Origin of the sequence: Streptomyces marinisediminis, assembly GCF_026262575.1 — a bacterium.
In the GTDB taxonomy this organism is placed as follows: Bacteria; Actinomycetota; Actinomycetes; order Streptomycetales; family Streptomycetaceae; genus Streptomyces; species Streptomyces marinisediminis.
Genome location: NZ_JAPKFL010000036.1, coordinates 18,110 through 42,524, shown reverse-complemented (window position 1 = coordinate 42,524; position 24,415 = coordinate 18,110). Strand labels below are relative to the sequence as shown.

22 protein-coding genes are annotated in these 24,415 nt (G+C 76.6%); 15 read left to right on the top strand and 7 right to left on the bottom strand.

Annotated elements, in window-relative coordinates:
* Positions 1 to 372 (top strand): proprotein convertase P-domain-containing protein (locus OSB71_RS22275; protein WP_265950587.1); only part of this gene is annotated, 372 nt, incomplete at its 5' end.
* A 652-nt stretch (positions 373 to 1,024) separates the two neighbouring features.
* Complete coding sequence (locus OSB71_RS22270; protein ID WP_323055333.1) at positions 1,025 to 2,866, top strand: FAD-dependent monooxygenase; 1,842 nt, start codon at positions 1,025 to 1,027, stop codon at positions 2,864 to 2,866.
* Here OSB71_RS22270 and OSB71_RS22265 read toward each other — a convergent pair.
* Positions 2,776 to 3,480 (bottom strand): ScbR family autoregulator-binding transcription factor, encoded by a 705-nt coding sequence (locus OSB71_RS22265; RefSeq protein WP_265950585.1) that lies wholly within the window; start codon positions 3,478 to 3,480, stop codon positions 2,776 to 2,778. The two genes, OSB71_RS22270 and OSB71_RS22265, sit on opposite strands and share 91 nt — an antisense overlap.
* 252 nt (positions 3,481 to 3,732) lie before the next feature.
* On the opposite strand from OSB71_RS22265, the gene OSB71_RS22260 reads away from it, so the two are divergent.
* A complete protein-coding gene (locus OSB71_RS22260; protein WP_323055332.1) occupies positions 3,733 to 4,707 on the top strand; it encodes an NAD(P)H-binding protein in 975 nt (324 codons plus the stop codon).
* A 250-nt stretch (positions 4,708 to 4,957) separates the two neighbouring features.
* Here the strand turns inward: OSB71_RS22260 and OSB71_RS22255 are convergent, their stop codons facing one another.
* The gene (locus OSB71_RS22255; RefSeq protein ID WP_265950584.1) at positions 4,958 to 5,935 is read right to left on the bottom strand and encodes a ScbA/BarX family gamma-butyrolactone biosynthesis protein; all 978 of its coding nucleotides are present in this window, start codon (positions 5,933 to 5,935) and stop codon (positions 4,958 to 4,960) included.
* Between the two features lie 450 nt (positions 5,936 to 6,385).
* On the opposite strand from OSB71_RS22255, the gene OSB71_RS22250 reads away from it, so the two are divergent.
* The 7 genes from OSB71_RS22250 to OSB71_RS22220 all read left to right on the top strand — a co-directional run bounded on the left by OSB71_RS22250 (position 6,386) and on the right by OSB71_RS22220 (position 16,146).
* Positions 6,386 to 7,066 (top strand): ScbR family autoregulator-binding transcription factor, encoded by a 681-nt coding sequence (locus tag OSB71_RS22250; RefSeq protein ID WP_265950583.1) that lies wholly within the window; start codon positions 6,386 to 6,388, stop codon positions 7,064 to 7,066.
* 173 nt (positions 7,067 to 7,239) lie between these two features.
* Positions 7,240 to 8,073: an AfsR/SARP family transcriptional regulator gene (locus tag OSB71_RS22245; protein WP_265950582.1), complete on the top strand. Its 834-nt coding sequence runs from the start codon at positions 7,240 to 7,242 to the stop codon at positions 8,071 to 8,073.
* Positions 8,074 to 8,162: 89 nt separating this feature from the next.
* Entirely contained in the window at positions 8,163 to 8,993 is an 831-nt protein-coding gene (locus tag OSB71_RS22240) for a phosphopantetheine-binding protein (protein ID WP_265950581.1), read from the top strand.
* Entirely contained in the window at positions 8,921 to 10,930 is a 2,010-nt protein-coding gene (locus OSB71_RS22235) for a beta-ketoacyl [acyl carrier protein] synthase domain-containing protein (protein ID WP_265950580.1), read from the top strand. The genes OSB71_RS22240 and OSB71_RS22235 overlap by 73 nt, the downstream gene beginning before the upstream one ends.
* Positions 10,927 to 11,751 carry a 4'-phosphopantetheinyl transferase family protein gene (locus OSB71_RS22230; RefSeq protein WP_265950579.1) on the top strand — a complete coding sequence of 275 codons (825 nt, stop codon included), beginning with the start codon at positions 10,927 to 10,929 and terminating at the stop codon, positions 11,749 to 11,751. Before OSB71_RS22235 ends, OSB71_RS22230 begins: the two co-directional genes overlap by 4 nt.
* A 398-nt stretch (positions 11,752 to 12,149) precedes the next feature.
* A complete protein-coding gene (locus tag OSB71_RS22225; RefSeq protein WP_265950578.1) occupies positions 12,150 to 12,968 on the top strand; it encodes an AfsR/SARP family transcriptional regulator in 819 nt (272 codons plus the stop codon).
* Positions 12,969 to 13,320: 352 nt separating this feature from the next.
* Positions 13,321 to 16,146 carry an FAD-binding and (Fe-S)-binding domain-containing protein gene (locus tag OSB71_RS22220; RefSeq protein WP_265950577.1) on the top strand — a complete coding sequence of 942 codons (2,826 nt, stop codon included), beginning with the start codon at positions 13,321 to 13,323 and terminating at the stop codon, positions 16,144 to 16,146.
* 66 nt (positions 16,147 to 16,212) lie between these two features.
* Here OSB71_RS22220 and OSB71_RS22215 read toward each other — a convergent pair whose 3' ends face one another.
* The gene (locus OSB71_RS22215) at positions 16,213 to 17,061 is read right to left on the bottom strand and encodes a helix-turn-helix domain-containing protein (RefSeq protein ID WP_265950576.1); all 849 of its coding nucleotides are present in this window, start codon (positions 17,059 to 17,061) and stop codon (positions 16,213 to 16,215) included.
* A gap of 130 nt (positions 17,062 to 17,191) precedes the next feature.
* On the opposite strand from OSB71_RS22215, the gene OSB71_RS22210 reads away from it, so the two are divergent.
* From OSB71_RS22210 to OSB71_RS22200, 3 genes are all read left to right on the top strand, one after another.
* The gene (locus OSB71_RS22210) at positions 17,192 to 17,557 is read left to right on the top strand and encodes a cupin domain-containing protein (RefSeq protein ID WP_265950575.1); all 366 of its coding nucleotides are present in this window, start codon (positions 17,192 to 17,194) and stop codon (positions 17,555 to 17,557) included.
* Between the two features lie 76 nt (positions 17,558 to 17,633).
* Positions 17,634 to 17,999, top strand: coding sequence for a PH domain-containing protein (locus OSB71_RS22205; protein ID WP_265950574.1), 366 nt, complete (start codon positions 17,634 to 17,636; stop codon positions 17,997 to 17,999).
* 128 nt (positions 18,000 to 18,127) lie between these two features.
* Positions 18,128 to 18,862, top strand: coding sequence for a hypothetical protein (locus OSB71_RS22200; protein ID WP_265950573.1), 735 nt, complete (start codon positions 18,128 to 18,130; stop codon positions 18,860 to 18,862).
* A 335-nt stretch (positions 18,863 to 19,197) separates the two neighbouring features.
* On the opposite strand, the gene OSB71_RS22195 is transcribed toward OSB71_RS22200, so the two are convergent.
* Positions 19,198 to 19,509, bottom strand: coding sequence for a chorismate mutase (locus OSB71_RS22195; protein WP_265950572.1), 312 nt, complete (start codon positions 19,507 to 19,509; stop codon positions 19,198 to 19,200).
* Between the two features lie 393 nt (positions 19,510 to 19,902).
* Between OSB71_RS22195 and guaA the strand changes: the two genes are divergently transcribed.
* On the top strand, positions 19,903 to 21,501 hold the full coding sequence (guaA, locus tag OSB71_RS22190; RefSeq protein WP_441005707.1) for a glutamine-hydrolyzing GMP synthase: 1,599 nt from the start codon (positions 19,903 to 19,905) through the stop codon (positions 21,499 to 21,501).
* Positions 21,502 to 21,628: 127 nt separating this feature from the next.
* Positions 21,629 to 22,036: a cold-shock protein gene (locus tag OSB71_RS22185; RefSeq protein WP_265950570.1), complete on the top strand. Its 408-nt coding sequence runs from the start codon at positions 21,629 to 21,631 to the stop codon at positions 22,034 to 22,036.
* A 69-nt stretch (positions 22,037 to 22,105) separates the two neighbouring features.
* Here OSB71_RS22185 and OSB71_RS22180 read toward each other — a convergent pair whose 3' ends face one another.
* The 3 genes from OSB71_RS22180 to OSB71_RS22170 form a co-directional block, all read right to left on the bottom strand.
* Complete coding sequence (locus tag OSB71_RS22180) at positions 22,106 to 23,599, bottom strand: FAD-binding oxidoreductase (RefSeq protein ID WP_265950569.1); 1,494 nt, start codon at positions 23,597 to 23,599, stop codon at positions 22,106 to 22,108.
* A gap of 340 nt (positions 23,600 to 23,939) precedes the next feature.
* The gene (locus tag OSB71_RS22175; protein WP_265950568.1) at positions 23,940 to 24,185 is read right to left on the bottom strand and encodes a DUF397 domain-containing protein; all 246 of its coding nucleotides are present in this window, start codon (positions 24,183 to 24,185) and stop codon (positions 23,940 to 23,942) included.
* 42 nt (positions 24,186 to 24,227) lie between these two features.
* Positions 24,228 to 24,413, bottom strand: coding sequence for a DUF397 domain-containing protein (locus tag OSB71_RS22170; protein WP_265950567.1), 186 nt, complete (start codon positions 24,411 to 24,413; stop codon positions 24,228 to 24,230).
* Between the last annotated feature and the right edge of the window lie 2 nt (positions 24,414 to 24,415).

Genomic DNA, 24,415 nt, shown 5'->3' with positions numbered 1-24,415 from the left:
CCCGACCCGGACCCCGAGCCGCCCGCCGGTGACTACGTCAACACCGACAACGTCAACATCCCGGACTACGGCGGCTGGGTCGCCTCCGACATCAACGTCACCGGCCGGTCCGGCAACGGCCCGGCGGCCCTGAAGGTCGCGGTCGACATCAAGCACACCTTCCGCGGCGACCTCACCGTCGTCCTGGAGGCGCCCGACGGCACGGACTTCGTGCTGAAGAACTGGAGCTACTACGACTCGGCCGCCAACGTCGTCGAGACCTACACCGTGGACGCCTCCCGCGTCGCGGCGAACGGCACCTGGCAGCTCTGGGTCCGCGACTCCTACCCCAACGACACCGGCTACATCGACTCCTTCGGCCTGACCTTCTGAGGCAGTCCGGCGCAGTCCGCCGCGCTCCCCCGCGGCAACCGGCCAGAGGCCGCAGCCCCCAGGGCTGCGGCCTCGTCCGCGTCGTACCCGCGCTGCTCCCGCGTCGTACCCGCGCTGCTCCCGGCCGCGGCGAACACCCTGGTCCGCGGCGTCGGAGGCCGTTGCCAGAACCGGGCAACCGGTATATTTTTGCGGCGGGTCGCGCCCGGCAGGGTGCGTGGACGGGTCGGTACGGCGGCGAACCGTACGCACCACGACGGGGGTAGGACGCCATGCGGAAGCACCACCACACCACGGCCACCGCCGCGCCGCGCTCCGGGAGCCGACGGGCCGCCGCGCCCGCCCCGGGCGGGCAGGCCGGCTGACCGGCGCGGCACCGCGGCGGCGGACTCGTGAACCGACGGCCGTCAGCGTCCGGTCCCGGCCCGCGGCGCGCCCCGGCGCCCGTCCGGCGGCCCAGCGGCGCGGGTCCCCGGGGCCACCGCACCCGGACACCGGCACACCGACACCGACACCGACACCGAGCAGCCTCCGGGGCACCCGCGCCCGGCCGTGGCTCCGGGCCGGCGAGCGGCGACGGCGCGCGCTCCCGTACTCCGGCGGCCCCGCCCACGCGGCCGGTGACCCCGCCGGCGGGATGGGGACCCGCACCGTGAGACGTCCAGCAGAACAGCAGCAGGTGATCGTCGTCGGCGGCGGCCCCGTCGGCCTGCTGGTGGCCGCCGACCTGGCCGCGCGCGGCGTGGCGACGACCGTGCTGGAGGCCGAGGCCGAGGTCTCGGACCGCCCCAGGGCCACCACGCTGCACGCCAGAACCGTGCAGTGCCTGGCCCGCCGCGGCTACCACCTCGGTCCGCGCACCGGTCCGCCTCCGCCCGGCGACGGCGCCGCGGCCGGTCCGGCCCGCGCCCCCGCCGACGGCACCGCGTCCGTCCCCTTCCACTTCGCCGGTCTGCCGGGGCTGTCCATCTCCGCCCCGGCGGCCGAACCCACGCCGCTGCTGAAGATGGAGCAGGCGCGGCTGGAGCGGCTCTTCGAGGACGCGGCCCGGGCCCAGGGCGCGCGGGTGCTGCGCCGCCACCGCGTGCGCGAGGTGCGCAGCGCCGCCGACGGCGTGCGGGTCACCGCCGACGGGCCGCGCGGCACCGTCACCTACGGCGCCGCCCACCTCGTCGGCGCGGACGGCGCCCGCAGCACCGTGCGCCGGCAGGCGGGCATCGGCTCCGACACCCTGCCGCCCACCGTGTCGGCCCTGGTGGGCCTGGTGCGGCTCGGCGGCCCCGGCGCGCCCCCGGCGGGCTGGCACCGCACGCCGCGCGGCTGGCTCGTCACCAAGGACGGCCCCGACGGCACCACCCTGGTGCGCACGCTGCGCCGCGTCGCCGACCGCGCCGACGGCGGCCCCGGCGCCTCCGCGGGCGGCGCCGAACCCGGGGCGGGCCCCGGCGGCGGCCCCGCGCTTCCGGGCGGCGCCGACCGCGCGGCCCCGCCCACCCTGGAGGAGCTGGCCGGGGAGGCGTCCTGGATCGCCGGGCGGCGCCTGACGATGTCGCACCCGCGCTGGCTCAGCCGGTTCAGCGACTTCAGCAGGCTGGCGCACACCTACCGCGCCGGACGGGTCTACCTCGCCGGAGACGCCGCCCACGTGCACTTCCCCATCGGCGGCCAGGGGCTGAGCACCGGGCTGCTCGACGCCGTCGACCTGAGCTGGAAACTCGGCCTGGCGGTCACCGGCCGCGCGGGCGAGGGCCTGCTGGACACCTACGACCTCGAACGCCGCCCGGCCGCCCAGCGCGTCATCGACAACACCCGCGCCCAGGTCGCGCTCATGCGCCCGGACCCCGAACTGGACCCGCTGCGCGCCCTCTTCAGCGACCTGCTCACCGCCGGGTCCGGCAGCGCCTACCTGGGCGCCGTCATCAGCGCCCAGGACACCGTGCTGCCCACCCGCGGCGAGCGCCCCGCCCGCTGCGTGGGCACCTTCCTGCCCAACACCGCGCTGACGGTCTCCGGCCACCCGACCGACGTCATCGCCCTGCTGGAGTGCGGCCGGCCGCTGCTGCTCCTGACCGACGGACCGGCGGCGGCCTACGGCCGGACGGCCGAACGCTGGTCCCACGTGCTGCGCGTCGTGCGCTGCGCCCCCGCGCCCGGCCTCCCGGCCCCGGCCCTGCTGGTGCGGCCCGACGGGTACGTCGCCTGGGCGGGCGAGGCGGGTCGCACCGGCGAGGCCGGTCGGTCCGACGGGGCCGGGGAGACCGGGCGGGCCGGTGACGAGGGCGGTACGGGAGCGCCGCCGGACGCGGCGGGGCTGGCCGACACGCTGTCCGAGTACTTCGGCCCGCCGCACCACCCGCAGGAGCCGCCCGCGCCCGCCCGGCCGGCCGGCGCACCCCCGGCCGCTCACCCCACCGGAACGCCCTCGGCCTCCACCGCCGCCGCCGCCTCGACCGCCGCCGCCTCCGCCGCGTCGGCCTCCGCCAGCTCGCGGTAGACGGCCTCGCCGCGCTCGGCCGAGAGCGTCACCGAGGCCAGCACGGAGGACAGCGCCACGTTGGGCAGCAGGTGGCGCAGCAGCGCGCAGACGCGGTCGGCCAGATCCTGGTAGCCGCTGACGGCCTGTGACATCGCCTGCACCCCGGCGAACGCGCCCACGAGCACCTCGGCGGTCTCCTTCGGCTCGACGTGCGGCAGCAGCTCGCCGCGCGCCTGGGACGCGTCCAGCAGGTCCACCAGGATCTCCCCCCAGCGCAGGAACGGCCCGCTGCGGTCCAGGGCGTGCGCCTGCTGGTCCAGCGAGAGCCGCACCCCGGCGCGGACCATCGGGTCGGTGCGCAGCCGGTGGGCGTGCAGCGTCACCACGTCCACGATCTCCTGGATCTTCGACGGGCGCTCGGGGACGACCAGCCGCTGGTCCTGCTCGCTGAGCACCCCGTGGGCCAGGTCCTCCTTGGACTGGAAGTGGAAGTAGAGGGCACCCTTGGTGACCCCGGCGGTCTTGAGGATCTCGGTGATGGTGGCCGCCTGGTAGCCCCGCTCCTCGAACACCCGGGCCGCCGCCGCCAGGATCGTCTTCCGGGTCCGGATGGCCCGGTCCTGCTTCGCCACTGTCGCCTCCGCCGCCTCAGGTGAACTCTGCACGACGGCCCTGCCAAAGAAACCGCCAGGTATGTATCTTATCGGGAGTAGCGCGCTTGACCACGGGTGTCCGAGGAATGACATGCCCGTGCCCACGAGCTGGCGGCCGCGGGCCACCACGGGCCGTGCCGGGCGGCCGCGGAGGGGCCGGGGCGCGGTGTGCCGCACCGGCGGCGTGGCGGCGCGGGGCCGTAGCCGGGCCGGGAACAGGGGAGGACGACGGTGATACTGGTAACGGGCGCCACCGGCACGGTCGGTGGGGAGGTGCTGCGCGCCCTGCCGCCCGGCACCCCGGTGCGGCTGCTGACGCGCTACCCCGACCGGCTGGCGGCCCTGCCCCCGGGAGCCGAGGCCGTCGCCGCCGACTACGCCGACCCCGCCTCGCTCGCCCGCGCGCTGCGCGGTGTGACCCGGGCGTTCCTGGTCACCACCCGGGTGGGCGGCGCGGAGGACGCCGCGTTCCTGGCGGCGGCGCGGGAGGCGGGCGTCGGCCACGTGGTCAAGCTGTCGGCGGCGGCGGTCACCGACCCGGCCGCCGACGACCTGGTCACCCGCTGGCAGCGCCGCACCGAGGCCCTGCTGACCGGCTCGGGCCTGCGCTGGACGCTGCTGCGCCCGCGCGCGTTCATGTCCAACTGCCTGTCCTGGGCGCCGTCGGTGCGCGCCGAGCGGGTGGTGCGGGCGCTGTACGGCACCTCGCGCAACGCCTGCGTCGACCCGCGGGACGTGGCCGGGGTCGCGGTGCGGGCGCTCACCGAGGACGGGCACCACGGCGCCGCGCACACGCTGACCGGTCCGGAGGCGGTGAGCGCCACGGAGCAGACCGCTCGCCTGGCCGACGTGCTGGGCGTGCCGCTGCGGTTCGAGGAGCTGACGCCCGCCCGGGCCCGCGTCGCCCTCACCCGGCGCCACGGGCCGCGCCTGGCCGACGCCCTGCTGGCCGCCGCCGTCCGGCAGCGGGACGGCGCCAAAGTGGCCGTGACGCAGACCGTGCGGGAGGTGACCGGAGCGCCCGCGCGCTCCTTCGCCACCTGGGTCGCCGACCACGCGTCGGCGTTCACCGCGCCCGCCGAAGGCGGGGGAGCCGGAGGCCGGGCGGCCGAAGGCGTGACGGCCGCCGGTGGGGCGGCCGGAGCCGGGGCACCCGGAGCCCGGGGCGCGACCGGGACCGCCGGTCCCGGTGACACCGCCCGCTAGCGCCGCATCAGCCGAGGTCCGCCTCGCCGCGACGCCCGGCACGGCGCCTCGCGGCGTCGCCGAAGCGGCCGAGCGGACCCGCTAAGCCCGCTACGCCCGCTACGAGGCCGATCCGGCGCCTTGCGACGCGACGCACCGCACCGGAGGCCGCTCCTCGACGTGCGAACCCCGGCTGACGCGGCAGCAGGCGCGTCCCGGCCACCGCGCCGCGCCCCCGCCCGGGACGGCCGACGCGGCCGGCGCGGGGCCGTCAGGACACCGTGGAGCGGAACAGCGGCTCGCCGTCCTGGTACCCGGTGACCACCACGGACCCGCCCTCGCCCGGCTCCGCGCGGCGCGCCTCGACGACGGTGGGCGCGTCCAGCTCGGCGTACCGGCTGAACTCGCTCTCCACCGCGGCCGGGACGAAGTCCGGGCGTCCCAGGAGCGCGGCGGCGGCCTGCCGGGCGGCCTCGATCAGCACCATGCCCGGCACGTGGTCCACCGGGTGGTCGAACAGCACGGGGTGGCGCGTGTCCACGCGGAGCTGCCAGCGCCCGGCCCGTCCGCCGGGGGAGAGGACGACGTCGACGGGCGAGTGGCGGCCCACGCTCTCCGGCGCGGCCGGCGCCGTCAGCGGCAGCACCGGGCCGCCGCCCAGCACGCCCCGGGCGCCGCGCAGCCGCCGGTAGACGGCCGGCGTCGTGCAGGTGTAGGAGGCGCTGCCGGTGGCCGCCACCTGTCCGTCCCGGCGGATCACCGCGTCGTAGCGCATGCCCGTGAGCTGCCGGCCGCGCCGGCTCACGTCGGAGCAGGTGATGTCCAGGTCGAGCGCGGCGGGCGCGTCCCCGACCAGGAGGTGGGCGGGCCGGACGGTGAACGCCAGGTCCCGCATGAGGAAGTGGTGCCCGAGCGGCACCCCGAACTCCGCGTGGGCCAGGAGCGATCCGACCTGACGGATCGTCTCGGCGGCCAGCATGGGATCGTGGTGGCCGCTCACCGGCGTGAAGAAGCTGTGTCCGCGCGGCCACTGGGCCATGACCTCGAAGCGGCCCCCGTCCCGGCGCTGCCAGTCGGTCAGCATGACCTCGGCGACGGCGGCCCGGTGGACGAACTCCTTGGGTACCGTGGTGGTGAGGGACGGGAAGCGGAACAGCGGCGGTTCGGCGGCCGCGCGCGCCGCCGCGGCCCCTCCCGCTCCGCCGGTTCCCGCTGTCGGGTGCTCGACCCGGAACGTGCTCGCTGTCATATCTCCCCCGTGGCGATGGACAGGTGGTGGGTGAGGCGTGTGCCCGAAGATACATACCACCCGGTTTCATTTCTACCGGCCGTTCACAACTCGACCCGGCGAGATGTGGAGCCTCCGCTTCCGCATCGGTCGACCCGGTGCGCGGCGCGGCGCCGGGCCACCCTGCACGGCGGTTCCGGCTGCCGGGTGGCGGCGAGCGGTGCGCCACGTGAACATCCGCGTCTCTTCCCCGGCTCGCGCCGGTGACGTGGGAGGTTCGCCGCTCGGCGGGCACGGGTGGGCGCCCGGTGGCGCGGGTCCGGCCGGGGCCCGGCGCCTCCGGATCGCGGAGCCGGGCGGCGCGGGGTGCGGCCGGCTCCGCGCTGATTCCGCTACAGCTCCGGCCGAGGGTCGCCACAGAACCGCTTGAGCCGCTTACGAAACCGCATAGTCGGTTTGTAAAGTGGGGCCATGGTCAAACAGGAGCGTGCGGCGCGCACGCGGCGCGCGCTCGTGCGCGCCGCGGCGGAGGTGTTCGCGGAGGAGGGGTTCACCCCGGCCTCGCTCTCGGCGATCAGTCGGCGGGCGGGGGTGAGCAACGGCGGTCTGCACTTCCACTTCGACAGCAAGGACGCCCTGGCGCGGGCGGTGGAGGACGAGGCGGCCGGCGCCGTGCGCCGGATGGCCGCCGCCGCGGACGAGGAGCCCGGCGGCGCGCTCCAGTCCCTCGTGGCCGCCACGCACCACCTGGTGGACCGGCTGGCCTCGGACGTCGTGGTGCGGGCCGGGTTCGAGCTGTGGCGCGATCCCGCGCGGTCCGGCGGCACGGCGCTGCGCGGCTGGTGGGCGCGGTGGGTGGAGGACACGCTGCGCCGCGCGGACGCCGAGGGCGGGCTCGCCGCGGGCGTGGCGACCGGCCCCACCGCGCGCACCATCGTGGCCGCGACCGTGGGTTTCGAGCTCCTCGGCGCCCAGGACGGGCGCTGGCCGTCCGGCGAGGACGTCACCCAGTTCTGGGAGTTGCTGCTGCCGCGCCTGGCGGCGCCGGACGCCCCGGTGTCCGCCCGTCCCCCCGGGGCGCCGTCCGGCGAACCGCCCGGCGCCGGGTGCGCGGCGTGCGCCCGCCCCGTCGCTTCGGCCCCCGGGTGCTGAGGTGGGCGCCGGCCTCGGAGGGCCGGAAGGTGGGCCGGTAAAAACGGGGCGGACGGTTTGGTATTGACAAACCGTCCGCCCTGTTTTTTACTCGGTTTCCGCCGGGTGGGGCTGGAAATCGGCCCTCGGAGCCAGAAGCGAACCGGCCCACATTCACGGACAGGGGAGATGGCGTGAATATCGAAGTTCTGGGTGCGTTGAACGTCAGACTCAACGACGCGTCGGTGACCCCGACGGCACCGAAGCCGCGCCAGGTGCTGGCCATGCTCGCGCTGCACGCCGACCGCGTCGTGCCGGTGGCCTCGCTCATCGAGGAGCTGTGGGGCGAGCGCCCACCGCGCAGCGCCCGCACCACCCTGCAGACGTACGTGCTCCAGCTCCGCGAGCTCATCTCCGGTGCCCTCCGCCGCGAGCCGCAGGGGGCACCGCCGCGCACCGCCAAGGAGGTCCTGGCCACCGCGCCCGGCGGCTACGTCCTCAACACCGCGGGCGGCGCCAGTGACGTCCGCGACTTCGAGCGGCTGGCGGGCCTGGGGTACCGGGCCATGGACGCCGGTGACTTCGCGGGCGCGGCCCGCCAACTGCGCGACGCCCTCGCCCTGTGGACGGGCGGCGCCCTCGCCGACGTCCCGGCCGGCACCCAGTTGGAGACCCGGGTCCGCGGGCTGGAGGAGACCCGGCTGTGCGCGCTGGACCAGCGCATCGAGGCCGACCTGCGGCTCGGCCGGCACCGCGAGCTGCTCGGTGAACTCACCATGCTCGTCAGCCGCTACCGCACCCACGAGACGCTGCACGGCCAGCTCATGCTCGCGCTGCACCGCTCCGGGCGCCGCAGCGAGGCCCTGGACGTCTACCAGCGGCTGCGCACCGCCCTGGTGCGCGAACTCGGCCTCGAGCCCTCCACGGCGCTGCGCCGCGTCCAGCGCTCCATCCTCATGGCGGGCCCCGAGGCCGCGCTGGACGCCCCGGCCCCGGCGGCCGGCCGGCTCCTGAGCCGGGCCGGCTGACGCCGCCGGGAGCCCGCGTCGGCCGCCGCCGGCCCGTCCCCGCCCTCACCACCGCCGCCTCGCCCGGCCGGACCCACTGGAGACCACCCATGCCGCGAGAAGACCGCCAGGACCGGGCGGCGGCACCGACCGCGCCGGGGACGGACCTGCTCCCCGAGGTCGTCGACACGCTGGCCGAGGTCCTGCGCCTGCCGTCCGACCGGATCGACCCGGAGCGGATGTTCCCCTCGCTCGGGCTCGACTCGGTGCTGGCCGTCGAGTTCCTGGCCGCCGTCAACACCCGCTGGGGCGCCGCCCTGGAGCCGTACGCGCTCTTCGACCACCCGACGCCGCTGGCGCTGTCCTGGCACCTGGCCCGCGAGCGCTCCTGGTCCGCCGCCCCCGCGTGGACGGCGGCCTCCGGGCCCCACCCGGGGGCCCAGGCGGCGTCCCGGGCACCGGGGGAGGTGGCGTCCGGCCCGGTGCTGGAGACCCTGCGCGAAGAGCTCGCCCGCATCCTGGGGTGCGACCCGTGGGACATCGACCCCACCGCACCCTTCCGCCTGCTGGGCGTGGACTCCATCGTCGGCTCGGAGTTCGTCGCGGCCATCAACGGGGTGTTCGACATGCGCGAGCGCGCGGTCACCCTCTACGACCACCCCAACCTGGCGTCCATGGCCGCCTACCTCACCCGGCACGCCGGCCGGACGCCCACCGCCGCCGCGTCCCCCGGGGCCCGGCCCGCGCGCCCCCGCGCCGTCCGCCCGTGGACGGCGGAGCCGCTGAGCCTGAACGCGCTCCTGGACGCCGTGCGCGACGACCGGCTGTCCGTCGACGCCGCGCTCGGTGTGAACGGAGCCGCGCGCACATGGACGAACGGGAGATCCTCACCCGGTTCAAGGCGGGCGCCCTCGACCGCGCGGACGCCGCCCGGCTCCTGACCGGCCGCGCCGACCGGGGTGCCCGTGCCGAACGCGCCGGACGTGCCGAACGCGCCGAACGTGCCGACGGGAGCGTCCGGCCCGGCCCGTACGGCGAGCACGCCCCGCCCGCCGGCACCCCGCACCCCGCCCGAGCCGACGCGTCCGGCGCTCCCTCCGGCACGCTCGACCGGCCTCCGCCGCCGGGCCCGGCGCCGGACGCGGCACCGGGCCCGGCACCGGACGCGGCGCCCGCCCGGGCCGTCGGGCCCGGGCGGGGGGCCGAACCCGTGCCCGAGCGCGCCGTGGACGACCGCTTCGCCGTCGTCGGGATCGCCGGGCGCTACCCGGGCGCCCCGGACCTGGACGCCTTCTGGCGCGTCGTCCGCGACGCCCGCGACACCTCAGCCCCCGCGCCGCCCCGGCGCCCCGGCCCCTCCCCCCTGGCCGCCGGGCAGCGCGGGCACTTCCTGGAGCACGCCGCCGACTTCGACGCCGAGTTCTTCGGCCTGGCGCCCCGCGACGCCGCCCGGCTCGACCCCCAGCAGCGGCTGTTCCTGGAGACGGCCCACGCGGCGCTGGAGGACGCGGGGCTGACCGGGGCCCGCCTGGACACTCTCGCCGGGCCCGGCGGCACCCTCCGCAGCGTCGGCGTCTACGTCGGCGTCGCCTCCGCGGACTACGCGCTGCTGGGAGCCCGGTCCTGGGCCGCCGGCTCCCCGGAGGGACCCGCCGAGGGCCCGGCCCGCCTGCCGTCCCGGCTCGCGGCGCTGCTCGGCCTGACCGGCCCCGGGCAGGTCGTCGACACCGCGGACTCCTCGGGCCTGACGGCCGTGCACCTCGCCGTGGAGGCGCTGCGCCGCGGCACCTGCGCCGCGGCCGTGGCGGGCGGCGTCGAACTGCTGCTGCACCCCGCCCGCGGGCGGGACGGCGCCGGGGAGGGCGTGGGCGCCGTGGTGCTCAAGCCGCTGCGCTCCGCGCTCGCCGACGGCGACCAGGTGCACGCCGTCATCCGCGCCACCGCCACCGGCACCCTCGGCCCGGCGCCGTCGACCGCGCCCGGTGGCGGCCCGCTGCTGCGCGAGACCCGGCAGGCGGCACTCCGCCGCGTCGGTGACGCCGGTGCCGCCACCGGGCTGGCCGCGCTGACGGCCGCCGTCCTGCAACTGCGGCACGGCGTGCTCGCCCCCGCCCGCGCCGGGGCCGGTGCCACGCCGTGGCCCCGGGCCCACGACGCCACGGGACGCACGCTGCCGCGCGCCGCGTGCGTGGAGACCCCCGGCCCGGACGGTTGCCCCACGCTCGGCGCCCGCCTGGTGCTGGAGGAACACCTGCCCACCGCCGCGCCCGCGCCCGCCGCGCCCGATCCGGCCGACGCGCGCGAGGAACTCGTGCTGCTGTGCGCGCCCACCCCCGCGCACCTGCGGGCCACCGCCGCCCGTCTGGCCGCCTGGCTGGACCCCGCGGCGCCGCCCGGCGCCACGGCCGCCGACCGCCCCGCACTGGCCTCCGTCGCCCGCACGCTGCGCGCCGGGCGCGCGAGCGGACCCTGCCGCCTCGCGGTCCTCGCCCACGACACCCCCGCCCTCGCCGCCGCGCTCCACCGGTTCGCCGCCGACTCCGGTGGCCCGGGTGACTCCGCCGACCGCGCGGGTGGCCCCGGAGCCGCCGAGGTGCGCTGCGTCGACCTGCGCGCCCGCGGCGCCGACCCGCTGCGGCTGGCCGCCGCGCCGGAGACCCGCGACTACCTCGCCGCGCTCTGGCGCAGCGGGCGCCTGGAACAGCTCACCGGGCTGTGGCTGTCCGGCGTCGACGTGCCCTGGCCAGCGCTGGAGGCCCGCTCCGGCGCCGGGAGCGGTCTCGTGCCGCTGCCCCCGTCCGCCCTGCTGCGCCGCCCGCTGTGGCGGGACTCCGCGCCCGCCCCCGGCGGCGCGCCGGAGCGGGGGTCACCGGGATGACGACCCCGACGGGCCACCCGGCCGACGGCGCGCCTCCGCCGGAGCCGGTGAAGCTGTGGTTCTGTCCCAACGACGACCTCCCGCCCGACCTCGCCGCCCTGCTGGCCCGGCACTGGCTGGACGAGCACGAACGGCGCACGGCCGAGCGCTTCCTCTTCGAACGGGACCGCCGCCAGTACCTCGTCGCGCACGCCCTGGTGCGCCGGGTCCTCGCGCTGGAGAGCGGCGTGCCCGAGGCGGAGGCGGTGATCTGGCGGTCCGCCCGGGGCCGCCCGTTCCTGCGCAAGCCCGTCGACGGACTGCCCCGCGGCAGCCGGGAGCTGGACTTCAACCTCTCCCACGCGCACGGCTACAACGTCCTCGGCCTGGTGCGCCGGCACCGCATCGGCGTGGACGTCGAACGGCTCGACCGGGGCCGCCAGGGCTTCGACGCCATCGTGCGGACGTTCGCGGACGCCGAGCGGCACTGGATCGCCCAGGCCCCGCCCGGCCGCCCCCGCGACCGCCGGGTGCTGCGGCTGTGGACGCTCAAGGAGGCGTACTCCAAGGCGCGCGGCCTCGGCCTCGTCCTGCCCTTCGACTCCTTCGCCTTCGAACTCGCCGAGCCCAGCGGCGTCCTGGGCTTCCGGCCCCCACCGGGCGACGTCGCGCACCGGTGGCGCTTCCTGGAGCTGGAGCCGGTGCCCGAGGTGCTCGTCGCCGCCGCCGTGCGCGCCGACACCGCGGGGCCCCCGGTCTTCCAGTTCCACCACGGCTTTCCCTGGAGCCGGGGCGCCCCCCGCCTGTGCCCCCTCCCCGAACCCGCCCGCCCCCTGGCATGAGTCCCCACCCCCCACCGCACGCCCCGCCACCTTTCGCGCCCGTCCCCGCACCCCCGTGCGCCGGCGCCGCCCGCGTGCCCGCGCCGGGCTGCGGGCCCGAAGCGCCGACCCGTCCGTGCCGTCCGCACGCCCCTGCGTCCGCACGCCCGTGGGTCCGTGCCGCCCGGGTCCCCGCCCCGGGCGGTCCGGGGCAGCGTCGGCCGGGGCGTCGGCCGGGTGCCGGCGAGCGTGCCGCCCGCGGTTTCGAGCGGTTCTCCGGTGAGTCGGAAGCGGGGGCTTCGAAGGCCGCTTGAACACAAGTAGAGAGGCCCGCGGGCGCCGCCCGAACGCGGCTACGGTGCTGCGCACGGTGGCGTTCGGCCACCGGTGGAGTCCGAACGGATATGGGGGACTTAGCCGTGGAGATTCGTGTTCTCGGACCGTTGAGCGCCGAGGTCAACGGCGTGTCGATCGTCCCGACGGCGGGCAAGCCGAGGCAGATCCTCGCGCTGCTCGCGTTCTACCCGGGTCGCGTGGTGCCGGTGTCCACGCTCATGGAGGAGATCTGGGGCACCAACCTGCCGCAGAGCGCCATGACGACGATGCAGACCTACATCCTGCAACTCCGTCGCCGCCTGGGCACCGCCATGGGCCCTGGCGCGCCCGGCTCGGTCAAGGAGGTCCTCGCCACCCGGCACGGCGGCTACGTGCTCCAGGCCCCGCCCGAGAGCGTCGACGTGCACCGCTTCGAGCGGCTGACGGCGGCCGGCCAGCGGGCGTTCGCCGAGGGCCGGGACGGCCGCGCCGCCGACCTGTTCGAAGAGGCCCTGACGCTGTGGGACGGCACCGCGCTGGTGGACGTGGGCGCGGGCCCCATCCTCCAGATCGAGGTGATGCGGCTGGAGGAGAGCCGCCTGTGCACCGTCGAGCGCCGCATCGACGCCTACCTGCGCCTGGGCCGCCACAACGAGCTCATCGCGGAACTCACCGACCTCATCGCCCGCCACCCCCAGCACGAGGGACTGCACTCGCAGGCCATGGTGGCCCTCTACCGCTCCGGCCGCCAGGCGACCGCCCTGGAGGTCTACCGCCGCCTGCGCGCCCGCCTGATCGACGAGCTGGGCGTCGAGCCCTCGCCGCAGCTCCAGCGACTGCACCAGGCCATGCTGAGCGCCGACCCGGCCCTGGACACCACCGCCGGCCGCGCCAGCTCGACGTTCGACCTCTACGCCGCGTGACGGCGGCCCCGCCCGCCCCCGCAGCGCACCGGGCCGCCCGGGCCGGCGCCCCCGCCCTCGCGGGCCAGGACGGCCGGGACGGCCGCACCGGCCCCGCGAGCCGCACCGGCCCCGCGTGCCGCACCGGCCCCGCGTGCCGCACCGGCCCCGCGTGCCACACCAGTCCCGCGCTCCACGCCTGCCACGACGCCCACGCCGGCCGCGCGGCCCTCGGCCCGTAGGCCGGTGGGCCGGTGTGCCGGTGGGCCGGGCGGCGGCACCGGCCCCGCGGGACGCGCGGACCGGGCCGCCACCACGCCGGGCCGCGCCGAAGGGCTTCGGCCCGGGCCCGCCAGGGTGCACGCTGGGACACATGCGACTGGCAGCGGAACTCCGGCAGAACGTGCGCGGCGAGGTCGAGTTCGACGCCGCGAGCAGGGCGCTCATGACGATGGACGCCTCCAACTACCGGCGCGTGCCCGTGGGCGTCGTCGCGCCGCGGGACGCCGAGGACGTCGCCGCCGCCCTCGCGGTGTGCCGGTCCCACGGGGTTCCGGTCGTCGCCCGCGGCGCCGGGACCAGCATCGCGGGCCAGGCCACCGGCACCGGTGTCGTGCTGGACTTCACCCGCCACCTGAACGCGGTGCTGGAGCTGGACCCGGGCTCGCGCACCGCCGTCGTCCAGCCCGGCGTCATCCTCGACACCCTGCGCGCGCGGGCGGCACGCCACGGGCTCACCTTCGGCCCCGACCCCTCCACGCACAGCCGCTGCACCCTCGGCGGGATGATCGGCAACAACTCCTGCGGCGCCCACTCCGTCGCCTGGGGCACGACGGCCGACAACGTGCACGCGCTGCGGGTGCTGACCCACGCGGGGGAGCGCGCCCACCTCGCCCCCGGGGGCGACGGCGTCCCCGAGCCCCTGCGGCAGACCGTGCGCGCGCTCGTGCACGGCGAACTGGCCCGGCTGCGCACCGGCTTCCCCGACCTGCCCCGGCGCATCTCCGGCTACGCGCTCGACGCGCTGCTGCCCGAGCGCGGCGAGGACTGGGCGCGCGCCTTCACCGGCAGCGAGGGCACCCTGGGCGTGCTCACCGAGGCCACCGTCCGGCTGGTCGAAGCGCCCGGCGCGCGGGTGCTGGCGGTGCTCGGCTACCCGGACGAGTCGGCCGCCGCCGAGGCCGCGGCGGACCTGCTGCCGCACGGTCCGCTGACCGTCGAGGGCATGGCCAACGACCTCGTCGGCCCCGCCTCCCGCGCCCTGCTCCCGCGCGGCGGCGCCTGGCTGTTCACCGAGGTCGGCGGCGCCGACCCGCGGGAGGCCCGGGCGCACGCGGAACGGCTGTGCGCGGCGGCCGCCGCGGGCACCACCGACCACGCCCTGGTCGTCGACCCGGCCGAGCAGCGCGCGCTGTGGCGCATCCGCGAGGACGCCTCCGGCACCGCGACCCGCCTGCCCGACGACAGCGAGGCCTGGCCCGGCTGGGAGGACTGCGCCGTGCCCCCCGCCCGCCTCGGCGCCTACCTGAAGGACTTCCGCGCCCTGCTGCGCTCCCACGGCCTGCGTGGCCTGCCCTACGGCCACTTCGGCGACGGCTGCATCCACGTGCGCATCGACTTCGACCTGCTCAGCCGGCCCGGCGTCGAACGCTTCCGCGCCTTCTCCACCGACCTCGCCGAGCTCGTCGTCCAGCACGGCGGCTCCCTCTCCGGCGAACACGGGGACGGGCAGGCCCGCGCCGAGCTGCTGCCGAAGATGTACGGGCCGGAGATGGTCGCGCTGTTCGAGCGGTTCAAGGACGCCTGGGACCCGGCGGCCGCGCGCGGCGAGGGCGGCCTCAACCCCGGCGTGCTGGCCCGCCCGCACCGGCTGGACGAGAACCTGCGCTTCGCCGTCCTGCCCCGCGAGCGCCCCCGGACCGCGTTCGCCTACCCCCACGACGGCGGCGACTTCTCCGCCGCCGTCCGCCGCTGCGTCGGCGTCGCCAAGTGCCGCGACACCGCCGCCGGACCCGGCGTCATGTGCCCCTCCTTCCGGGCCACCGGCGCGGAGCGGCACTCCACGCGCGGCCGGGCCCGGCTGCTGCACGAGATGCTGGCCGGCGAGGTGGTCACCGACGGCTGGCGCTCGCCGGAGGTGCACGAGGCGCTGGACCTGTGCCTGTCCTGCAAGGGCTGCCGCTCGGACTGCCCCGTCGGCGTCGACATGGCCACCTACAAGGCCGAGTTCCTGCACCACCACTACGCGGGACGCCGCCGCCCCCTGGCCCACTACGCGCTGGGGCGGCTCCCGCGGTGGCTGCGCCTGGCCGCCGCCACCCGCGCGGTGCCCGCGCTCAACGCGGCCGCGTCCGCCCGGCCGCTGGCGGCCCTGGCCAAGCGGCTGGCCGGGCTCGCGCCGGAGCGGGACGTCCCGCCGCTGGCCCCGGTGCCGTTCACCCGCTGGTGGCGCACCCAGGACCGCGCCGCCCAGCCCGCGGGCCCCACCACCGTCCTGTGGCCCGACACCTTCACCAACCACCTCTCGCCCGAGGCCGGTAGGGCCGCCGTCGCCGTGCTGCACGACGCCGGGCTGCGCCTGGCCGTGCCGCCGCGACCGGTGTGCTGCGGCCTGACCTACGTCTCCACCGGCCAGCTCGACCAGGCCCGCGCCGTGCAGCGCCGCACCCTGGACGCCATGGCCCCCGCGGTCGACGCGGACCTGCCCGTCACCGTGCTCGAACCCTCGTGCGCCGCCGCCCTGCGCACCGACCTGCCGGAGCTGCTCCCTGATGACCCGCGCGCGGCGCGGCTGGCCGCCCGCGTGCGCACCTTCGCCGAGACCCTGCAGGAGCTGGCCCCGCGCTGGCGACCCCCGCGCGTCGACCGCCCGGTGGCCGGGCAGACCCACTGCCACCAGCACGCCGTGCTCGGCGACGCGGCCGACCGCCGGCTGCGCGAGCTGGCCGGGCTCACCGGCGAGCTCTCCGGCGGCTGCTGCGGCCTCGCCGGCAACTTCGGCTTCGAGCGGGGCCACTACGACGTCTCGGCCGCCTGCGCGGAGGACCAGCTCCTGCCCGCCGTCCGCACCGCGCCGGAGAACGCCGAACTGCTGGCCGACGGCTACTCCTGCCGCACCCAGCTCACCCAGCTCGGCGGCGTGCGCGGCCGCCATCTCGCCGAGGTCCTCGCCGAACACCTCCCGCCCCGCGCCCCCTGATCCCGGTCGCCGTCCGGCCCGCCTGCGTGGCCCGTCCGTCCCGGTCACCGGCCGTGCCCGCGGCCTTCACCCGTCGGCCGCCCGGGCCGGGGCGGCGGCCCGACCGCCGCGGTGGGAGGCGGCGTACCGGCCGGGCGGCACGCCGACGTGGCGGGTGAAGTGGCGGCCCAGGTGCGCCTGGTCGTAGAAGCCCACGGCCGGGGCGACGTCGGCCGGGCGCATCCCGTCCAGCAGCAGGCTCCGCGCCCGCTCGACCCGCCGGCCGGTGAGGTAGGCGTGCGGCGGCAGACCGTAGGCGCGCCGGAAGCACCGGACCAGGTGGGTGGGGTCGGCGTGCAGCAGGGCCGACGCCTCGGCCAGCGTCAGCCCGCTGCCCAGCCGCGCCTCCAGCAGTTCGCGCAGCGCCGACGCCAGCCGCCCGGCCTCGCGTTCGGTCGTGCGGCCCCGGGGCTCGTCCGGGCGGCCGGTCAGGTGGCCGAGCAGCCGCTCCCGGATGAACGCCAGCCGCCCCTCGCCCTCGAACGCGTCGTCGCGGTGGTGCAGCGCGGCGTGGAGCTGGTGCACCCGCCGCCGCAGCAGGGCGTCCCCGTGCACCGGCAGGTCGACCGCCGAACCGGCCAGCCGCGCGGGCAGCACGCCGGTGTCCAGGTACACCACCCGCTTGCGGAACCCGGACGCCCCGACCGTCCGCCCGTCGTGCGGCACGCCGGGGGGCAGCAGGATCACCTTGCCCCGCCCCCTCACGCCGTGCCGGTGGCGGTCCAGCGCGAAGTCCACGGCGCCGTCGTCCAGGATCATCAGGTCCCACGTGGCGTGCGTGTGCACCGGATAGGCGTGGTCGGCGAACTCCGCGTGGAACACCTCGCTGATGCCCGCGACGGCCGGCCGCCAGGCCCGCACCCGTGCCTCCCCCATGCCAGGAACGTACAAGACGCCGGCCCCGGGCGGCGGCGACGCTGGTGCCGTCCGGTGGCCCCGACCGTGCGCCACCGCCACACCCACCGCCACCCGCCCGTGCGTACGCACACGCCCGTCAGGAGCGCCCATGTCTGCCCAGCCGGTCAACCTCACCGACGCCCTGTCCCGGTTCAGCGAGCCCTGGTCGCCGCGGAAGATCGCCGAGGTCAACGACTACGAGGTCAAGGTGGTCAAGGCGCACGGCGAGTTCGTCTGGCACAGCCACCCCGACACCGACGAGCTGTTCCTCGTCGTCTCCGGGCGCCTCACGATCCGGTTGCGCACGGGCGACGTCACGCTCGGCCCCGGCGACCTCCACATCGTCCCCCGGGGCGTCGAGCACTGCCCGCTGGCCGAGGAGGAGACCTCGCTGCTGCTCCTGGAGCCCGCCGGGACCGTCAACACCGGGGACGCGGGCGGGGCGCTCACGCGGGCCGCCGTACCGCTCGACTGACCGGCGGCCCGGCCACCCGCGCGGTATACAGTGCGACGATCACGCAGTATCACGCCAGAGACCAGTGGGGGCGCACATGGCGCTGTTCGGCAACGCTCACTCCATCGACCCGGCGACGGCCGCGCAGGACTACGCGCGCCTGCTCGGCCAGGGGGAGCAGGTGCACGCCGCCTACCTGCTCATCCGCGACACCATGCTCTTCACCGACCGCCGCCTGATCCTGGTCGACAAGCAGGGCCTCACCGGCAAGAAGGTGGAGTACCACTCCATCCCCTACCGCAGCATCACCCACTTCGCGGTGGAGACCGCCGGCACGTTCGACCTCGACGCCGAGCTGAAGCTGTGGATCTCCAGCAACCCGACGCCGGTCCAGAAGACGTTCACCAAGGGCGTCGACATCTACGAGGTGCAGGCCATCCTCACCCAGTTCGTGGCCCGCTGAGCCGACAGCCGGCGCACCGCTCCGGTCGGCCCCACACGGCCGGAGCGCGTGGAGCCCGGCGCCGTGTCCCCGGCTCCCGCCCGGGCCGCCCCCACCCGCGCGGGAGCGGCGTGGCTAGGGTCGTGTCCATGAAGCGGTTCGGGGTGGCGGTGGTCCTGCTGACGGCGTTGACGGCGCTGACGGCGTGCGGAGGCGACGGCGGAGACGGGCGGGCGCGGGAGTCGCCGGAGGCCGGCCCGGCGGGCGGGGCCCCGGCCGCGGCCCCGCTCGCGGTGTCCGGACAGCGGCTGGAGCAGGCCGCCTTCGCTGAGGGGGAGCGCGTCGGAGACGGGGAGGTCGGCACGTTCCCGCTGGACGGCCCCTCCTATGACGAGCTGGAGTTCCGCGCCCGTCCCGAGGTTTGCCAACCCCTGGTGAGCCTGGCGCCCGGCGCGACCGGCACCGACCCCGGAGCGACCGTGGACCGGCGCGTCACGTTCGGCGACGACTTCGCCTCGCCCAGCGTGGACGTCCAGTTGCGCTCCTACCCGGACGGGGACGCCGAGCGGGTGATGCGGGCGCTGGGGGAGGCCGGAGCGGCGTGCGCGGACGGCTTCACCGAGGACCGGGCGCTGGCCGAGGCCGCGGTGCGCTCGGTGGCGGCGGCCGAGGTCCCCGCGGGCGCGGGGGACGAGGCGGTGGCGTTCCGCCTGGAGGTGCGGGACGTCAAGGACGAGGAGATCGTCTTCATGGAGTACCTGACGGTGGTGCGCGCCGGGACCGTCACCGCCGCCTTCCGTGCGGAGCGGCTCCCGCCGGGCGACCCGGGGCCGGTTCCGGAAACGATCGTCACCGAGCAGCTCGACCGGCTCGCGACGGCGTAGGGCGGTGCGGGAGCGCCGCGGAGAGCGTTCGGTGGGCGCGGTGCGTGGTGGGCGGCAGGCGGTAGGCGCCGTGGCCTCCGCCCCGCGTCGCGGCCGGCCCCCGGCGTCCCGGGAGCCGACCGCGTGCGGCCTTGCCGCTGGCGGCAAGGGGGCGTGACCGGGCTGCTGTCCCCTGCTGTCCGATCACTGCCGGAGCGCGGTCCCACGGCGCGCCGGCCGCCTGGGAGGGCGGAACGGGCGCCTCACGCTCCGGTGGCGTGTCCCCACGGGGACACCTCTATCAACGAAGGGTCCCCCGCGAGGTCACGCACCGTACGGGTGACGCCGGTCAGCCGTCAGACGCGGCCGCGGCACAGCTCCAGCAGCGTCATCGCCAGCGTCGTGCCGTGGCCGCCGAGCTCGGCGCGGAAGCGGCCGAGGATCTCCATCTCCCGGGAGAGGTGCACGCGGCGGCCCCCGGCGGCGATCCGCGCCTCCTGGACCCGCGCGGAGACGGCCATGCGCTCGTGGACCAGTGCGATGAGGCGGGCGTCGAGCGCGTCGATCTCGGCCCGGGCGGCGGAGATCACGGCCTCGGCGGAGGGTGCCGAGGGTGCCGAGGGGTTCGAGGGTGCCGAGGGGGCGGTGGTGCTGGTCACGGCGGTCACGGGGGCTCCTCGTGGTCGGGGGCCCGGTCCGGCGGCGGCCGCGGGAGAAACGCCAGGCGCCCCGGGCCTGTGTGCGGCCCGGGGCGCCTGGTGAAGTCGGTGTCGGTGCTTTACGCGCGACGACGGTCGACCTGACGGCAGCCGGACGGGCCGGTGCCATAGGTAAACCAGAACATCGCGTGCGTGTGCATGCGGCCAGTATGCCACCTCGTGCCGACCGCCGGGGCGCCGAGCCCCTTCCGGGGACGCCCCCGCCACCGGGGCGCCGGAGCCCGGAGTCCCGGGGCGGCCGACCGCCGGGACGCCGGGCCGTGCACAGGCCGCCGGGGTGGTGGGGCGGGCGCCGGTAGAATGGGGGGCACCTCTCCCGCTCCACCGCCGAAAGGCCGTCTCGTGGCTTCAGCGCCCACCGCGCCCACCGCGCCCACCCCGCCGGACGTCGTCCTCGTCGTCGACTTCGGCGCGCAGTACGCCCAGCTCATCGCCCGTCGGGTCCGTGAGGCCCGGGTCTACAGCGAGGTCGTGCCGTCCACCATGCCGGTGGCCCAGATGCTCGCCAGGGAGCCGAAGGCGATCATCCTCTCCGGCGGCCCCTCGTCGGTGTACGCGGACGACGCCCCGGAGCTGGACGCCGCGCTGTTCGAGGCCGGTGTGCCCGTCTTCGGCATGTGCTACGGCTTCCAGCTCATGGCCCAGGCGCTCGGCGGCACGGTGGACAACACCGGGGCCCGCGAGTACGGCCGCACCGCGCTGAGCGTGAGCAAGCCCGGGTCCACGCTGTTCGAGGGCACCCCGGACGAGCAGAGCGTGTGGATGTCGCACGGTGACGCGTGCTCGGCGGCGCCGGAGGGGTTCGCCGTCACCGCGTCCACGGACATGGTGCCGGTGGCCGCGTTCGAGAACGACGCCCGCAAGCTGTACGGCGTCCAGTACCACCCCGAGGTGATGCACTCCACGCACGGGCAGCAGGTGCTGGAGCACTTCCTCTACCGCGGCGCGGGCCTGGCCCCCACGTGGACGGCGGGCAGCATCGTCGAGGAGCAGGTCGCCGCGATCCGCGCCCAGGTGGGCGGCAAGCGCGCCATCTGCGGCCTGTCCGGCGGGGTGGACTCCGCGGTGGCCGCAGCCCTGGTGCAGCGCGCCGTCGGGGACCAGCTCACCTGCGTCTACGTCGACCACGGCCTGATGCGCCAGGGCGAGACGGAGCAGGTGGAGAAGGACTTCGTCGCGGCGACGGGCGTGCAGCTCAAGGTCGTCGACGCCGAGCAGCGCTTCCTGGACGCGCTGGCGGGCGTCCACGACCCGGAGCGGAAGCGCAAGATCATCGGTCGGGAGTTCATCCGCGTCTTCGAGCAGGCCCAGGCGGAGCTGGTGGCCGAGGCCGGTGAGGAGGGCCAGGAGGTCGCCTTCCTGGTGCAGGGCACGCTCTACCCGGACATCGTGGAGTCCGGTGGGGGCACCGGCACGGCCAACATCAAGTCGCACCACAACGTCGGCGGGCTCCCCGAGGACCTGCGGTTCGAGCTGGTGGAGCCGCTGCGCCAGCTCTTCAAGGACGAGGTGCGCATGGTCGGCCAGGAGCTGGGCCTGCCCGACGAGATCGTCCAGCGCCAGCCGTTCCCCGGCCCCGGCCTGGGCATCCGGATCGTCGGCGAGGTGACCCGCGAGCGGCTCGACCTGCTGCGCGCCGCCGACGCCATCGCCCGCGAGGAGCTGACGGCGGCCGGCCTCGACCGCGAGATCTGGCAGTGCCCGGTGGTCCTGCTGGCCGACGTCCGCTCGGTCGGCGTCCAGGGCGACGGCCGCTCGTACGGGCACCCGGTGGTGCTGCGCCCGGTCTCGTCGGAGGACGCGATGACGGCCGACTGGTCGCGCCTGCCCTACGACGTGCTCGCGCGCATCTCCACCCGCATCACCAACGAGGTGCGCGACGTCAACCGCGTCGTGCTGGACGTGACGAGCAAGCCCCCGGGCACCATCGAGTGGGAGTGAGCGCGGGCCCCGTCCCCGCGCGCACGCGGCCGGTCCCGCACCGGCCGCGTGCTGTTATCGTGCCGTGGTCGGGGCGGCCGGTCCGGGTCGCCCACGGAAATGGCGAGCTGTTGTGGTGAGGTGTGCGGTGGCGCTGGGCAAGGTCGTGCGGTTCGACGACGTACGCGGTTACGGGTTCATCGTCCCCGATGACGGGGGCGAGGACATCTTCATGCACGCGAACGATCTCCAGAACGACAAGGCGATGTACCGGCCGGGGACGATCGTGGAGTTCGAACTCGGTCACGGCGACCGGGGCCCGAAGGCCTCCATGGTCAGCGTCGTGGAGGCGGCCCCGAGCCGGGGCGGCGGGCAGGGGGGCTACCCCGGTGACGACGAGGACGTCCTGTGCGACGTGCTCTCCGCCCGCGAGTTCCGCCAGGAGATGACCGAGACGCTGCTGGAGTCGGTGCCCACCCTGACCGCCGCCCAGATCGTCCAGATCCGCCAGGCCGTCGCCCGCGTCGCCCGCGACCACCACTGGCTGGCCAACTGACGCACCCGACCCGCGCGGTGGCGCCCCGGGCGGGCCCGCCACCGCGCCGGGCCGGGCCCGTCCGCCTCATCAGGCCGTGCCGACCGCCTGCGGGTAGCGGAAGACGCCCCGGGGGTCGTAGTGCCGCTTGACCTCCACCAGCCGGGCGTAGTTGTCCCCGTAGTAGGCGGTGTGCCAGTCGTCGAGCTCGGGGTCGGGGAAGTTGACGTAGGCGTCCGTGGTGCCCAGGGCGGCCGAGAGCGTGCGGTAGACCGCCCGCGTCTGGCGCAGCAGGCCGCGCACCGTCTCCGGTGCGGCGGTGGGCTGCCAGTGCGTGCCGATGTCGATGACGAACCGGGCGGCGCGGTGCGGGTAGGCGGTCTCGCCCGCCCCGGGCACCGCGCTCATGCCGCCCATCGCGAACAGCGTGACGTAGCCGGTGTTGCCGGCACCGCCGCCCTGCCAGTTCCGGGTCCACTCCACGATCTCGGCCACCGTGCGCCCGTCCAGCCGGTCGTCGGCCACCAGCGACTTCGTGGCCATGGCCGTCTTCTCGGGCGCGGCCATCAGGTGGTCCTGCGCGTCCCAGAAGTGGCGCTGCTCGACGAACTCCCGCACCGGCCGCAGCGCCAGCACCGGCCGCAGCAGGCGGCGCAGCCGGTCCTCGTCCCCGAGGTACTGCCCGAGCACGGCGATCGCACCGCTGCCGGAGCCGGAGTGGGAGAAGCCGACCCGCAGGTCGAGGTCGCCGGCGCGGTCCCGCTCCAGGGCCTCCTGGACGGCCGCCATCAGCCGGACGCCGCGGTCCAGCGGGAAGGTGAGGTCGAAGACGGTGGCCTCCTGCTCGGCCACCGACTCCGCGCGGAAGGTGAACCCGGTGTTGATGCCGAAGTTGCCGCCCGCCCCGCCCCGGCAGGCCCAGAACAGGTCCTGGTGCGCGTGGTCGCCCGCGCGCACCAGGGTGCCGTCGGCGAGCACGACCTCGGTCTCCAGCAGCCGGTCGCAGGTCATGCCCCACTTGCGGTCGTTGAAGCCGAGCCCGCCGCCGAGCGTCAGCCCCGCCACCCCGACGCCGGGGCACCGCCCGCCGGGGAAGTACAGGTTCGCGGCGCGGGCGGCGTAGACGTCGGAGTTGGTCGCCCCGCCCCCCACGCGCAGCAGCGTCCCGTGCGCGGTGACGCCGTCCATGCGCCGCAGGTTGATGAGCAGCCCGTCGGTGGTGGAGTGGCCCGCGTAGTTGTGCCCGCCGGAACGCGGCACCAGCGGCACCCCGTGCTTGACCGCCCACCGCACGGCCGCCTGCACGTCCAGCGCGTCCGCGCAGGCGGCGATCCCGGCCGGGCGGACGTGCGCGTACCGCAGGTTGTCCGGCTTCGCCAGCTTCCCGAACTCGTCGTGGTACGGCCGGTACAGCCGCCCGCCCGCGCTCAGCGCCCGCTCCAGCTCCCGCCAGGCGGACGCCTCCGGCCCACCGGCGTCCGGACGCGGGGCGGCCACGGCCGGCTGGAGCCCGGCCAGCCCCGCGGCCACGGTGACGGCCCCCGCCCGGGCACCCAGGCGCAACAGGTCGCGTCGGTTCTGCATGGCTCTCCTCCGAGTGGTGACGTCCGCCCACCGGTCGCACACCGGCGCGCCCCTCGAAGTAAACACTGAACGTGACGAAAACCGTCCGAATGTGACACTGAGTGTCGCCCCTGCCGCCCCGCACGGCACCCCCGTCACGACCACCGCCCCCCGGAGTACCGCCCCCCGGCATCACCTCTGCGATACACACGACGCGCTCCTCCCAAGGAGGGTGCGCCCTGCCGCTCCGTGCGATGTCCGCCGCGAGGGTGTACCGCCGTCGGCTGCGCATGGCCGGGAGCCCCAGACGGTGGAAGCGGCCGACTCGCGGCAAGCCCACCCGCTCCGCCGCTACGTCGAGCTACTCGCCGCCACTTCGCGGTAGCTCCGGAGCCAGGGGCGTCAGGCCGGGGCATACGGGTTGATCGCGCCAGAGGCGTGCGAAGGACGCGGCCCATGCACCCGGAGCTACCAGCAGTGTCGACCCGTCGCTCGCCTTCGAGTCCCGCACGGCCACGGTGGAGGCCACGTTCGTGGCTACTTCAACGCCCGGCAAGTCCGGCTGTCCGCCGCCGTAGCTGGACTCGCGGAGCTCGAACCGGGTCACGGCCACATCCCTTTACGGACGTTGTCGATCACTCTGACGTAGTCACGCGGATTGCTCACGCAGGTGGGCGAGGAACTCCGTCCAGGCGGCCGGCGCCAGGCGGAGGTTCGGCCCATGAGCGACCTTGGAGTCCCGTATGCCTACCGCTCCCTGGACGTTGGTGGCCACTTCCACGCACTCTCCGCTGCCGCTGCTGTAGCTCGACTTGCGGAACTCGAACCCGGGCACGC

Excerpts from the sequence above, each read along its gene's own strand:
- OSB71_RS22255 (WP_265950584.1), bottom strand. The coding sequence starts at position 5,935 with ATGACAGCGAGCACGTTCCGGGTCGAGCACCCGACAGCGGGAACCGGC.
- OSB71_RS22250 (WP_265950583.1), top strand. The coding sequence starts at position 6,386 with ATGGTCAAACAGGAGCGTGCGGCGCGCACGCGGCGCGCGCTCGTGCGC.
- OSB71_RS22240 (WP_265950581.1), top strand. The coding sequence starts at position 8,163 with ATGCCGCGAGAAGACCGCCAGGACCGGGCGGCGGCACCGACCGCGCCG.
- OSB71_RS22235 (WP_265950580.1), top strand. The coding sequence starts at position 8,921 with ATGGACGAACGGGAGATCCTCACCCGGTTCAAGGCGGGCGCCCTCGAC.
- OSB71_RS22230 (WP_265950579.1), top strand. The coding sequence starts at position 10,927 with ATGACGACCCCGACGGGCCACCCGGCCGACGGCGCGCCTCCGCCGGAG.
- OSB71_RS22220 (WP_265950577.1), top strand. The coding sequence starts at position 13,321 with ATGCGACTGGCAGCGGAACTCCGGCAGAACGTGCGCGGCGAGGTCGAG.
- OSB71_RS22215 (WP_265950576.1), bottom strand. The coding sequence starts at position 17,061 with ATGGGGGAGGCACGGGTGCGGGCCTGGCGGCCGGCCGTCGCGGGCATC.
- OSB71_RS22210 (WP_265950575.1), top strand. The coding sequence starts at position 17,192 with ATGTCTGCCCAGCCGGTCAACCTCACCGACGCCCTGTCCCGGTTCAGC.
- OSB71_RS22205 (WP_265950574.1), top strand. The coding sequence starts at position 17,634 with ATGGCGCTGTTCGGCAACGCTCACTCCATCGACCCGGCGACGGCCGCG.
- OSB71_RS22200 (WP_265950573.1), top strand. The coding sequence starts at position 18,128 with ATGAAGCGGTTCGGGGTGGCGGTGGTCCTGCTGACGGCGTTGACGGCG.
- OSB71_RS22180 (WP_265950569.1), bottom strand. The coding sequence starts at position 23,599 with ATGCAGAACCGACGCGACCTGTTGCGCCTGGGTGCCCGGGCGGGGGCC.